The 12080-nt window shown below is 38.9% G+C and carries 12 protein-coding genes and 1 pseudogene; 9 read left to right on the top strand and 4 right to left on the bottom strand.

Annotated features, from left to right (window positions below; translation table 11 throughout):
- Positions 1-2: 2 nt before the first annotated feature.
- On the bottom strand, positions 3-305 hold the full coding sequence (locus tag ATS72_RS15840; protein WP_058429211.1) for an isoamylase early set domain-containing protein: 303 nt from the start codon (positions 303-305) through the stop codon (positions 3-5).
- 387 nt (positions 306-692) lie between these two features.
- On the opposite strand from ATS72_RS15840, the pseudogene ATS72_RS15835 reads away from it, so the two are divergent.
- Positions 693-1597: pseudogene (locus ATS72_RS15835) on the top strand (hypothetical protein).
- Positions 1598-1681: 84 nt separating this feature from the next.
- Here ATS72_RS15835 and ATS72_RS15830 read toward each other — a convergent pair.
- Positions 1682-2059, bottom strand: a complete 378-nt coding sequence (locus ATS72_RS15830; RefSeq protein WP_139295588.1) for a hypothetical protein — start codon at positions 2057-2059, stop codon at positions 1682-1684.
- 221 nt (positions 2060-2280) lie between these two features.
- A complete protein-coding gene (locus tag ATS72_RS15825; protein ID WP_058429209.1) occupies positions 2281-2709 on the bottom strand; it encodes an Lrp/AsnC family transcriptional regulator in 429 nt (142 codons plus the stop codon).
- A gap of 182 nt (positions 2710-2891) precedes the next feature.
- Between ATS72_RS15825 and ATS72_RS15820 the strand changes: the two genes are divergently transcribed.
- From ATS72_RS15820 to ATS72_RS15805, 4 genes are read left to right on the top strand one after another with little or no spacing between them, the layout of a single operon-like run.
- Positions 2892-4097, top strand: a complete 1206-nt coding sequence (locus ATS72_RS15820; protein ID WP_058429208.1) for an aspartate aminotransferase family protein — start codon at positions 2892-2894, stop codon at positions 4095-4097.
- Between the two features lie 45 nt (positions 4098-4142).
- On the top strand, positions 4143-5177 hold the full coding sequence (gene astA / locus ATS72_RS15815) for an arginine N-succinyltransferase (protein WP_058429207.1): 1035 nt from the start codon (positions 4143-4145) through the stop codon (positions 5175-5177).
- A 7-nt stretch (positions 5178-5184) separates the two neighbouring features.
- Complete coding sequence (astD, locus tag ATS72_RS15810) at positions 5185-6651, top strand: succinylglutamate-semialdehyde dehydrogenase (RefSeq protein WP_058429206.1); 1467 nt, start codon at positions 5185-5187, stop codon at positions 6649-6651.
- A gap of 22 nt (positions 6652-6673) precedes the next feature.
- Positions 6674-7477 carry a DUF1338 domain-containing protein gene (locus ATS72_RS15805; RefSeq protein WP_058429205.1) on the top strand — a complete coding sequence of 268 codons (804 nt, stop codon included), beginning with the start codon at positions 6674-6676 and terminating at the stop codon, positions 7475-7477.
- A gap of 77 nt (positions 7478-7554) precedes the next feature.
- On the opposite strand, the gene ATS72_RS15800 is transcribed toward ATS72_RS15805, so the two are convergent.
- Complete coding sequence (locus ATS72_RS15800; RefSeq protein WP_010556258.1) at positions 7555-8835, bottom strand: flavohemoglobin expression-modulating QEGLA motif protein; 1281 nt, start codon at positions 8833-8835, stop codon at positions 7555-7557.
- Between the two features lie 145 nt (positions 8836-8980).
- On the opposite strand from ATS72_RS15800, the gene ATS72_RS15795 reads away from it, so the two are divergent.
- From ATS72_RS15795 to betB, 4 genes are all read left to right on the top strand, one after another.
- Entirely contained in the window at positions 8981-9238 is a 258-nt protein-coding gene (locus tag ATS72_RS15795; RefSeq protein ID WP_008127891.1) for a DUF3081 domain-containing protein, read from the top strand.
- Positions 9238-9543 (top strand): hypothetical protein, encoded by a 306-nt coding sequence (locus ATS72_RS15790; protein ID WP_006791764.1) that lies wholly within the window; start codon positions 9238-9240, stop codon positions 9541-9543. The genes ATS72_RS15795 and ATS72_RS15790 overlap by 1 nt, the downstream gene beginning before the upstream one ends.
- Before the next feature lie 492 nt (positions 9544-10035).
- On the top strand, positions 10036-10611 hold the full coding sequence (gene betI, locus ATS72_RS15785) for a transcriptional regulator BetI (RefSeq protein ID WP_170865593.1): 576 nt from the start codon (positions 10036-10038) through the stop codon (positions 10609-10611).
- A gap of 1 nt (position 10612) precedes the next feature.
- Positions 10613-12076 carry a betaine-aldehyde dehydrogenase gene (gene betB, locus ATS72_RS15780; protein ID WP_010556261.1) on the top strand — a complete coding sequence of 488 codons (1464 nt, stop codon included), beginning with the start codon at positions 10613-10615 and terminating at the stop codon, positions 12074-12076.
- Positions 12077-12080: the final 4 nt, after the last annotated feature.

The following is a 12080-nucleotide window of genomic DNA, read 5'->3' as shown; positions in this document are numbered from 1 at the left end:
CCTTAATTAATACGTTGGGTATTAACAATACTATTTTCAGTTCCAAAACTGTTAGCCTCATAAGCGTCTGCTTTATGATCGTTATCCCAAAATTCGCCATTTATTAAATAACGAAAGTGGTATTGTTGATCTAGAGGAAGGCGTTGTTTGCATTTAAACACGCCTTGTTTTTTATTAAGCTTCATTGGCAAGGGTTGCCAACTGTTAAACTCGCCAATTAAGCAGACTTCTTGCGCATCTGGGTGAGCAAATTCAAAGGTGATTTCCGCTTCATCTTTTGTTTTAAAAAATCGTTTATGCAACATAGTAGGCTCCAACTAAACAGTAAAAGGTATTTAATTATTGCCACAGGGCCTATTTTTAAGCTGGCGATGTGGGATTGTATTCAGTCAAACTTTAAGCTAACCGTATTAAAGCAAAATTTTGTTTACGCAATATTACAGTGCAACAAGTCTTTTTTATCGCACTTTATTAGTGCGTAAAACATAAAATATAGATATTAAGAATGACATATTTAGTACACAGCAATTTTCAAACCAATTGGAGCGATTTAACTATTTAATACTTACCTTTATTACACTGATGACTTGGTTTGAAATAAAAAGAGAGCTTACCCAATAAACTGCTTTTGTTACGTATTCACATCAGTGATAATACACATCAAGTTAACGCTCTGAAATATCGTAAATTTCATGTTGAAAAAAAGCATTTTATTAACTACGGCATTAATTTTTTTAGTTGTCGCAGTGTTTATTATTTCCTCAATCTACACCTTATACAGTAAAAAGGAAATTTCATTCGACCCTAAACTCAAAGAAATATCAGGCATTGAATTTGATAAGCGCGATCGTTTGTGGGCAATTAACGATGGGGGTGACGATCCAAAGCTTTACCGCTTAAATAAAGATGGGTCGATTGCGCAAGAAATTTTAGTTTCTAATGCTAAAAACATTGATTGGGAAGACATGACTCAAAATAAATTTTGTCATTTCTTTTTAGGTGATTTTGGCAACAATAAAAATGATAGGCGTTGGCTGACTATTTATAAAATAGAGAATCCAATTGATATCAAAACCGATACAACAAATGCCGAAATAATAAAGTTTACTTACCCTGAAATGGATGGCAATCCAATAAAACCAAGTAATCGTAATTTTGATCTAGAAGCGTTTGTAGCTCTGGGTCGCCACCTTTTTTATTCACCAAAAACCGCACAGAACCTTTTGATGGCATTACAAATTTATACAAAGTAGGCGACCACGCTGCTAACTTTAAAGCCCAATTAATAGGATCTTTTAAAACCTGTACAACAATGGAAAAACTGTGCTGGATAACCTCTGCAGCGTTAAGCCCAGATCGTAAAAAACTCGTACTACTCGACTCTACCAGTATTTGGTTATTTGAGAACTTTAAAGGTGACCAGTTTTTCTCTGGTGATGTGTCTAAAATAGATTTAGGCATCGTTACGCAAAAAGAAGCCATCACTTTTTATGACGGTAATACAATTGTATTCACCGACGAGGAGTTTAAAGGAATTGGTGGTAATGCCTACTTTATAAAACTTGATAAAGCAAAAAAAGTGTTAAAAAGAAAGTAATAATATATTAATAAAACATACATTACTTTGTCTCTACTTATAATACTTCACCAATTCTGTTATATCCAAACCGTCATTCGTTACTTAATGACTAACGCACTTTATAAACTGCTCCGTTAGTCGCTTTACCTCGTGCTTGTCTTTGTAGAATTTTTTTGAATCTTTTCGTAAATAACTTGCACAGGTATTATTAGAAGAACTAACGTTAGCGTTACAACTTTCAACGGTATTACCTAGGACTTTCTGATAATCCTTATCGGCACACATTCTCAAAGCAAACTCTGTTGAACCAACGATTATGTCATCGATACTTATCGGTGAAGTTTCAAGTCTATAAAAAATATCACTATAGCTTTTAATTTCGAAATCTTTTTTAATAAAAATTCCCTGACTAGCTTTGGCTGTTAGGTAATAACTAAAAAACAAAACTAGAATAATTAATAAAATAGTTTTTTTCATCATTGTCCTTAATGCTATTTAAAACTGTTTCCATTCAAGAAAAGCAAAAAACTTTACATATTATCTAAATTTTAGGAATTGGGATGTGAAAAATTAAGGTAGGTCTTAGTACACATCCATGTAGTACTTACTAAGTTTCTATTGAGCGTTAGATTGATACTTTAGAAACCCAGCGCATATTAACAGATTAGTTATCCAATGCAACAATCGGTACAAAATATACTTTACCGCATAAACTTGGTTTCTAAAATAACCGAAGAAGTTGTGCGTTCCACACCATCTAAATTACCAATATCATCGAGTAAGTGGCTGAGTTTTTCTAAGTTTTGTGCTTGTACAACTGCAATTAAGTCAAACTCACCACTAATAGCATAAAGCTGTGATATCGCATCAATTTGCTTTAGCTCAATATTCGTCTTAGTAGTGAGCTTTTGAATCACCTTTATTGACACATGCGCCGATACCATTTTACTTAAAAAAGCATCGCCGTAATCAACGCTATAGCCTTTAATAACACCCGTTTCTTCTAATTTAAGCATCCTACTTTGCACTGTAGAACGCGATAAATTAAGGATTCTAGCTAAGTCAGAAATACTCGCTCTGGCGTTGGTTTTAAGAACAGAAAGTAGCTTTTCATCTTGTGGAGTTACCATATTGCTTATTTATTTCGTTATTTTGACTTTTATTGTAATCAATTTTCACAAAATAACACTGCAAATTTAACCTGTAACCTTCGATAATAACCACTAATAACAAAAATTATCTAGCTCAGAAAACGCTAACGTTTTTATTTTGCTAATCTTTATTCAACTTTCACAATTTTTAGGTGTACATAATGCAAGTAACAAGAGACTTATTTAATGATGTAATGGTGCCAAACTACAATCCATCGGCTGTTATTCCAGTGCGAGGCGAAGGCTCACGTGTATGGGATCAAAATGACAATGAGTTTATTGATTTTGCAGGCGGTATTGCCGTTAATTGTTTAGGCCACTGTCACCCAGCGCTTGTTAATGCACTTAAAGAGCAAGGCGAGAAAATTTGGCACTTATCAAATGTAATGACTAATGAGCCAGCCCTGCGTTTAGCACAAAAAATGGTTGAAGCTACATTTGCAGATAAAGTGTATTTTGCAAACTCAGGCGCAGAGGCTAACGAAGCGGCTCTGAAGCTTGCTCGTCGCTTCGCACTTGATAAGTTTGGCGCAGAAAAATCACAAATAATCGCCTTTAACAAAGGTTTTCACGGTCGTACATTTTTTACTGTAACGGTGGGCGGACAAGCTGCATACTCTGATGGCTTTGGCCCTAAACCTGGCGACATTATGCATTGTGATTACAACGATATCGAAGCATTTGAAGCACTTATCAGTGATAAAACATGTGCCGTGATGATGGAGCCACTTCAAGGTGAAGGCGGTATTATTTCACCTACCGACGAATTTGCTAAAAAAGTACGCGAGTTATGTACTAAACACAATGCACTACTAATTTTTGATGAAGTACAAACAGGCGTTGGCCGCACTGGCGATTTATACGCTTACGAAGGCTTAGGTGTAGTACCCGATATTTTAACGACTGCTAAAGCGTTAGGTGGTGGTTTTCCTATAGGTGCTATGATCACTCGCACTGCTATTGCAGAGCATTTAAAAATAGGTACGCACGGCTCTACGTACGGTGGCAACCCACTTGCCTGTGCAGTAGCAGAAGCTGCCTTTGATACCGTAAATACACCTGATGTACTAAACGGCGTTAAAGAGCGCGAACAGTTATTCCGCGATGGCTTAAACGCAATAAACGAAAAATACAACGTATTTAGCGAAGTACGTGGTAAAGGTTTACTTATTGGCGCTGTATTAAACGATGAATTTGAAGGACGCGCACGCGACTTTTTAGTTGCCAGTGCTAACAATGGTTTAATGAACCTTGTTGCAGGCATGAACGTGATTCGTTTTACCCCTTCTTTAGTAATTCCATTTGAAGACATTAAAGAAGGCCTAGCACGCTTTGAAAAAGCAGTAAGCGACGTAGTAAACGGCTAATTTAATTAAGCGCGCCTCAGGGCGCGCTGTTGGAGCAAGTAATAAATGCAAGTATTACGTCCTATTACCACTGCAGATTTTGCTGCACTTAAGCAAATTGCAATCGAGTCAGGCCATGGCTTTACCTCACTGCCTGTAGATGATGAGCAATTAAAAGAAAAAATAGATCGCGCCGAAAAAAGCTTTGCTAAAAATATCAATCAGCCGTTAGATGAAAGCTACCTATTTGTTTTAGAAGACAGTGAAACAGCTGAGGTCATTGGCACAACCGCCATAGAAGCCGCTGTTGGTTTATCCGTGCCTTTGTACCATTACCATTTAGGTAAAACAGTACACCACTCGCCTACACTTAATGTTTATAACACCGTTGATATTTTAAGCATGTGTAACGATTACACCGGATGCTCTGAAATATGTACTTTGTTTTTGCGCGAAAACAACCGCAAAGGTTTAACCGGTCGATTTTTATCACGCTCACGCTTTTTATTTATGGCCCAGCACAGCGAGCGTTTTGCCGATACCGTCATTGCTGAAATGCGCGGCGTAAGTGACGAAGATGGTCATTCACCGTTTTGGCAGTGGTTGCAAGAGCACTTTTTTAGTATTGAGTTTCCCAAGGCCGATCACTTAGTGGGGCTTGGCGATAAAGTGTTTATTAGTGAATTAATGCCTAAATACCCTATTTACGTCAACTTACTCAGTAAAAAAGCCCAAGCAGTGATTGGCAACGTGCATGATAAAACTAAACCGGCGCTCAAACTGCTTGAAAAAGAAGGTTTTGAGCATCGTGGCTACGTTGATTTGTTTGATGCAGGGCCAACGGTAGAAGCTAAGCTTGGTAATATTCGCAGTGTTCGTGAGTCTCAAGTATGCCCTATTACAATTGGCGAGCTGGAACATATTAGCCAGCACAGCTCAGATACTTTAGCCGTTTGCAATCAAGGTGTAAGTGGGTTTAGAGCAACCTTTACCCAGCACGCCCACTATAACCACGCTAAGCACACATTAGTAATAAGCCAAGAAGTGGCTGATGCCCTTAATCTATCCCAAGGAGATGCAGCGCGTTTTTTCCGCCTGTAAAACAAATATGAACACACACCTTATAAATAACCAATGGCATACAGGCCAAGGCCCCGCTTTTAACTCTGTTAACCCAAGTAACGGCGAAGTTGTATGGCAAGGTAATGGCGCAAATGCCGAGCAAGTAGATTCTGCAATTAATGCAGCTAGAGCCGCACAAGTACAGTGGGCCGATACGCCAATTGAGTCGCGTATTACCATACTTGAAAACTTTGTAGCACAATTAAAAGAGCACAGCGAAGAATTTGCAGCCATTATAGCGCGCGAAACCGGCAAGCCTCTTTGGGAAACACGCACAGAAGTAGGCGCTATGACAGGTAAAGTAGCCATTTCTATCAAAGCCTATAATGAACGCACCGGCACAACAGAAAACCCAATGCCGGGTGCTAAAGCCTTTATACGCCATAAACCACACGGTGTTGTAGCTATATTTGGTCCTTACAACTTCCCTGGGCATTTACCTAATGGCCATATCGTACCGGCTATTTTAGCGGGTAACACCGTGGTATTTAAACCGTCTGAGCTTACACCTCACGTTGCTGAATTTACTTTAGCACTTTGGTTAAAAGCAGGATTACCAGCGGGTGTTATTAACCTAGTGCAAGGTGAGGTAGAAACAGGTAAAGCACTTGCTTCACATAAAGACATAGACGGCTTATTTTTTACCGGCAGCTCAAACACCGGCCATTTATTACATAAACAGTTTGCAGGCCACCCAGGTAAAATATTAGCACTTGAAATGGGCGGTAATAACCCATTAATAGTTAAAGATGTAGCCGATGTAAACGCTGCAGTGCACGATATTATTCAGTCTGGCTTTATTACTTCTGGCCAGCGCTGTACTTGTGCCCGCCGCGTGTTTATTGAGAATTCAACCAATGGCGATGCCATTTTAGAAAAACTAATTAGCGCGACTAAAAATATCGTTGTTGACGACAGTTTTGCAACTGACCAGCCATTTATGGGTGCAATGATAAGCGAAAGAGCAGCCCTTGGTATGGTTGCTGCGCAAAAAGAATTAGTTGAAAGCGGCGGCGAAATACTCGTTGAGCTTAAGCAGCTAAAAGCAGGCACCGGCTTTGTAAGCCCAGGTATTATTGATGTTACACATATCGCTAACATGGCCGATGAAGAACACTTTGGCCCGCTTATAAAAGTTTACCGCTACAACAACTTTAACAGCGCAATAGCAGAGGCTAATAACACCAGCTTTGGTTTATCAGCAGGCTTACTTGGCGATAACGAAGATGATTACAGCCACTTTTTAAAGCGTATTCGTGCTGGCATTGTAAATTGGAACCGCCCTATTACGGGTGCATCTAGTGCTGCACCGTTTGGTGGTATTGGTGCAAGTGGTAATCACCGTGCTAGCGCTTATTATGCTGCAGATTACTGCGCTTACCCTGTTGCGTCGGTTGAATCAGAAAAAGTGAATTTACCGCAAACTTTAGCACCTGGCTTAGTAATAGAATAATACCCATTTTTAAGGATTTAACATGCATACTAACGTAAATACATTATTTGAAAACCTATGGGATAACTATTTAGCCGTTACTCCATCGGCAGATAAAATACATGACCTTTTAGGTTCAACCCAAAAAAACGACATAATTAACGACCATATTGCGCTACGTACGTTCAATATTGAAAAAGTAGGCCTTGAAAAACTAGCAGCACACTTTTTAGCGTTAGGTTACACAGAGTGCGGCGAATACCACTTTGAAGCTAAAAAGCTATACGCTAAACACTACGAACACAGCGATCCTAAGCAACCTAAAGTATTTATCTCTGAGTTATTAGTAGAAAAGTGCTCGCCAAAGTTACAAGCTATTGTGACAGATATGGTAGAGCAAATAGATGAAAACGCAGTAATTGCCGATAACTTTTTATACTCAGGCACCCATTGGCAAGTAAGTAGCGACACTTATAAGCAATTACTCGCTGAAAGTGAGTACGCAGCGTGGATGTCGGCATGGGGCTACCGTGCAAACCACTTTACTGTAAATATTAATATGCTTGCCAAGTTTGATAACATTCACGATGTTAACCAAGCGCTTAAAGATGCAGGCTTTGCGCTTAATACATCAGGCGGCGAAGTAAAAGGCTCACCAGAAGTGCTATTAGAACAATCATCAACGCTTGCTGATGATTACGCCGTTACCTTTAGCGATGGCGAGCTACGCATCCCTAGTTGTTTTTATGAATTTGCCATTCGATACCCGAAAGCCGATGGCGAACTTTACACGGGGTTTGTTGCAGCGTCTGCAGATAAAATATTTGAAAGCACTAACTCACGCTAATTTGATGAAAACAAAAAAAAGCCCTTACGGGCTTTTTTTATGCTCACGAACTTAAGCATGCAGATAAAATACCTACATCATAAAAACAAGGGTTTATAGTCGTTTTCTAGTTGTTCAAAAGATAAATCACCAATAAAGCGCCCAAAACTCAACCATGTTGCTAGTCCGCGTAAATCTTTAAAATGCGGGGGAACAAACTTAGGGCTTTCAATCACACCTAAATCATGAAGCTGGGAAATTAATCTAAAATCATCAATAGACAACTTACCGACTAATAACAACGGTAACTGATCGATTCGCCCTAACTGAATTGCCACACGTATTAAGTTATACACTAAAACAAAGCCTTTTATGTAGGCAATGTCTTTAGTAAACGGTAACCCTGTTGCTGTGCTGCCTCTAAATACACGCTGAGCCAACGTATAACTATCGTCTTTAGATATTCCTTGAGCTACGTAATCTCGGTATATATCAACAAATTCAGCCCCATCAATTACTTTGGTGACCGCTTGAATCCGATTAACTAATTTCGATAAGCGCCTAGGGGTAGATTTTAGAGTAATAATTTCAGTTAATACTGCTAAGCCCTCTTGTGTTACTGTTGAGCTTGGTGTGCCCTTACTTAAACAGGTTAAATAAGGTTGGGCTAAACCATTTTGAGTCGTGCCCACATGAATCCACCCTTCATGTACTTCTAATATATCTAATTCACGTTGTGAAAATTTAACATCTTGGTTTAGCTTTATATTGTTAGCACCTGCTGCTGCGTCGCTTACAATCCCATCGCTCAACATAACCTCTACATTTATACCTGGCATACTGGCATTAACTTGCTCTGATAAAATTCGCACCGCGTCGCTAGCATCTATATTTTTAGGATCATCGGGTAAAATGTCGGCCATTAATAAATTTTGCAGTGGTTGCTCTAGCATATTCGCAAGCTCGGAGAGTGAAGGCTCACCCGCATGGAATAAATCTTTAGGATGACCAAAAAGCTCAACTGATAAATCATGAAATTCAGGAGTACCTCGGTACTCCAACATACTTAATACCGTTTTATATTCGCCACACATTTTACCCATATATTGAGAAATGGGGTTTAACTGACCTAACTGGTTAATAATGTTTCGGTGTAATGTTGAAAACGCTTGACGCAACTCGCTAGGCACAAAGCCTAAATCGCGCTGTTGGTAGTATGCACGATCTATTAGAGGGTTTTTTTGACACTTTTGCCTAAAAAATTCCTCTTTGATCTGTTTATCCCAATTTATTGCATCAAGAATTCGAATAGGTGTTTGAAGTGCAATTAGTTGGTCTGATAACTCACGAGTTTTAAGCAGTAACGCCTTGTCTATCATGGTGAAAGCTCAATAAAAAATGAACCATGAGCATAATTTATAAACAGTAAATCGCCAAGTATTATCAATCAATTTTATCTGTTGTTTTAAGCTGATCGACCCTCATATCTAATACGTATTGAATCTTAAATTAAAGGTGTGATATATGAAAAATGAACTCGACAATAAACAAATACTTGCCGTATATGAGCGAATACAAAAGCGCGGAGAGCTAAACGACGAAGGTAAGCATTATCAAGGTGTTACTGCATTTTCAGATATAGATGGATACACAATTTATTTACAAGGTAGTGGCGTACTATTACGCTTTGGTTTTCATAACACTTATCATCTTGATTACGAGCACGATAAACATAAAGATGATTTCTTAAAAAAATTACACAATATCGCCAACGAGGAATAATGTATCCAAGAAAAGTAAGAAAGCGCAGCGACAGCAATCTCAATACAGCCTTTATTAATCAGGTAATAGCTGCGCTTAAATCAGATCCATCAAAACTCGCCGTCATTCAAGAAAATCTGGAACAATACAGAAGCCAACGCCATTTAAAACGGGGGTTTTTACTCGCAATTGAACGCTTTGACTGGGTATTTGAGGCAAGTGATGATGTTAATTTTATTTGTGAACAAATACTAGCTGACGACTATATTGGAAATCGCCTAAGACGTTACCCCCTTCTATTCAAAGGCGTGATTAGCGAACAATAATAGCTATTATTTATACTAAATAACATCTATACAAGCCAGATAAAAAGCCTCTGGTAATTTCCAAATTAGCGTGGTTAATATTATTTAGCCAGAGCTAGCTGCCTTACCGCGCCCCTAGTAATACTAACCTTCCCTAAGTTATTAGTGCACTAAGTAATTGTTGTGTTTGTGCTCACTTGGATTAAAAAAATACTATTAGTACTCTAATTATTACCACTCAAATAAATTTATTCATCTTTTATTTCATAACAAGGAGTAAAGATATAATTACACTCTTAAGCATTTCTAAAACAACATTTAAACTACTGTTTTAAATAGTAATTAACCATCTATTGCATCTATTTGCTTAAGTACTTCTCCTGTTGGTTTTATTAATAATTCATCTACATTTTAGTATCTGACTATTTACTTCACCCTTGAATTGTTAGAGCTATTACCTTAAGCTTATCTTTATTGAACGTTCAATTAATAAAAATTATGCCTAAAGTTGGAATGGAACCTGTCAGGCGTCAACAGTTAATTGACGCAACAATTGAGTCAGTGGCGATGCGTGGACTACAAGCAACTACCATTAACAGCATTAGTAAAAATGCAGGTTTATCTTCAGGCATTATTAGTCATTACTTTGGTGGTAAGCAGGGTTTAATAGAAGCAACTGTTCGTTATTTGCTTTCTAATCTTAAAAAAGACCTTATTGAAAAAGTTAGCAACAACACCAGCGCTACACAGCGCCTTATGTTTATTGTTGAAGCTAACTTTGCGCTTGTACAACAGCGCAGTGATACAACCAAAACTTGGTTGAGCTTTTGGGCGCAATCAATGCACGATGACGAACTTCACCGACTGCAAAATGTAAACAGTAAACGCTTGCAAAGTAATTTAGCATTCTCATTTAAGCAATTAATGCCTATTGAGCAAGCAAAACAAGCTGCTGAACTTAGCGCCGCTATGATTGATGGCCTATGGTTGAGAGCAGTATTGAGTAAATCAGACAAAAACCAGTTTAAACACAGTGAAACTCTAGCAAAAAGCTATGTAAATTCACTCATCAAGCAATATGGAGCCTAGCGTGAGCACACCAGTCTATCAAAATTTTATTAATGGCCATTTTCTTGCTAACCAAAGCGGTGAAACTTTTGATGTAACTAACCCTGCAACAGGTGAAGTTATTTACAGTGTCGAAGTTGCCGATGAATTTGTTCAAAACGCAGCCATTGAAAGTGCAAAGCAAGGTTTTGCACAGTGGTCAAAAATGGCCCCTATTGAACGCAGCCGTATTTTATTAAACGCTGTGGCAATACTTCGCGAACGTAACGATGAGCTTGCCTTAATAGAAGTGCTTGATACCGGTAAGCCAATGCAAGAAGCAAACTGTGTTGATATAGAAACCGGCGCCGATGTAATTGAATACTTTGCAGGCCTAGCACCTGCGCAAGTTGGCCAACAACAAATGGTAGGCGAAGACTTTTACTATACACGTAAAGAGCCATTAGGGATTTGTGCCGGTATTGGTGCATGGAACTACCCGCTACAAATAGCATGTTGGAAATCAGGCCCAGCCCTTGCAGCTGGCAACGCATTTATATTTAAACCATCTGAAGAAACGCCACTAGGCGCTATTAAACTTGCTGAAATTTTTATAGAAGCGGGCGTACCTGCTGGCGTATTTAACGTAGTACAAGGTGCGGGTGATGTAGGGCAATGGTTAACTGCACATAGTGAGATTGACAAAGTGTCGTTCACTGGCGAAGTAGGCACAGGTAAAAAGGTAGTCGCAAGTGCTTCAGGTACATTAAAAGACGTAACCATGGAGCTTGGCGGTAAGTCGCCGCTTGTTGTGTTTGATGATGCAAATATAGAGCAAGCAGTAAGCGCAGCCATGCTAGGTAACTTTTATACCCAAGGCGAAATTTGCACTAACTGTACACGTATTTACGTTCATAAAAATATATACCAGCAATTTATTGATGAGCTTAAAACGCGAACAGAGAAAAATATTATTGCGGGCGACCCGCAAGATTTAAACACTAACTTTGGTGCGCTCATCTCTAAAAAGCATCAAGACTTAGTAATGAGTTATGTTAATAAAGGGATTGAAGAAGGCGCAACACTGCTTACCGGTGGTTCAACGCTTTCACCTGAATCAGCGCCTAATGGCTACTTTGTTGCACCTACTGTGTTCATAGATTGCAACGATGAAATGACGATTGTTAAAGAAGAAATATTCGGCCCAGTAATGAGCGTACTCGTTTTTGAAGACGAAGACGATGTAATTGCACGGGCTAATGGTACTCACCTAGGCCTAGCTGCAGGCGTATTTACTAGCGATATTAAACGCGCACACCGCGTAATTCATCAATTAGAAGCCGGTATTTGTTGGATTAATGCCTATGGTAACTCACCTGCTGAAATGCCTGTTGGTGGTTATAAGCAATCTGGTATTGGCCGTGAAAATGGCATAGAAACACTTGATCATTACACGCAAACCAAGTCTATTTATGTTGGTATGGCCGACATAGAAAGCCCATTTTAAGGCG

Origin of the sequence: Pseudoalteromonas sp. 13-15, assembly GCF_001468205.2 — a bacterium.
GTDB lineage: Bacteria > Pseudomonadota > Gammaproteobacteria > Enterobacterales > Alteromonadaceae > Pseudoalteromonas > Pseudoalteromonas marina.
Note: the sequence above shows the minus strand (reverse complement) of the source record. Positions and strands in the feature narration are given on the sequence as shown.

What these genes read in the sequence shown, in the direction of transcription:
- ATS72_RS15840 (WP_058429211.1), bottom strand. Translation starts at nt 305, where the DNA reads ATGTTGCATAAACGATTTTTTAAAACAAAAGATGAAGCGGAAATCACC.
- ATS72_RS15830 (WP_139295588.1), bottom strand. Translation starts at nt 2,059, where the DNA reads ATGATGAAAAAAACTATTTTATTAATTATTCTAGTTTTGTTTTTTAGT.
- ATS72_RS15795 (WP_008127891.1), top strand. Translation starts at nt 8,981, where the DNA reads ATGAAAAATGAACTCGACAATAAACAAATACTTGCCGTATATGAGCGA.
- ATS72_RS15825 (WP_058429209.1), bottom strand. Translation starts at nt 2,709, where the DNA reads ATGGTAACTCCACAAGATGAAAAGCTACTTTCTGTTCTTAAAACCAAC.
- ATS72_RS15790 (WP_006791764.1), top strand. Translation starts at nt 9,238, where the DNA reads ATGTATCCAAGAAAAGTAAGAAAGCGCAGCGACAGCAATCTCAATACA.
- ATS72_RS15805 (WP_058429205.1), top strand. Translation starts at nt 6,674, where the DNA reads ATGCATACTAACGTAAATACATTATTTGAAAACCTATGGGATAACTAT.
- ATS72_RS15820 (WP_058429208.1), top strand. Translation starts at nt 2,892, where the DNA reads ATGCAAGTAACAAGAGACTTATTTAATGATGTAATGGTGCCAAACTAC.
- ATS72_RS15800 (WP_010556258.1), bottom strand. Translation starts at nt 8,835, where the DNA reads ATGATAGACAAGGCGTTACTGCTTAAAACTCGTGAGTTATCAGACCAA.
- betI (WP_170865593.1), top strand. Translation starts at nt 10,036, where the DNA reads ATGGAACCTGTCAGGCGTCAACAGTTAATTGACGCAACAATTGAGTCA.
- astA (WP_058429207.1), top strand. Translation starts at nt 4,143, where the DNA reads ATGCAAGTATTACGTCCTATTACCACTGCAGATTTTGCTGCACTTAAG.
- astD (WP_058429206.1), top strand. Translation starts at nt 5,185, where the DNA reads ATGAACACACACCTTATAAATAACCAATGGCATACAGGCCAAGGCCCC.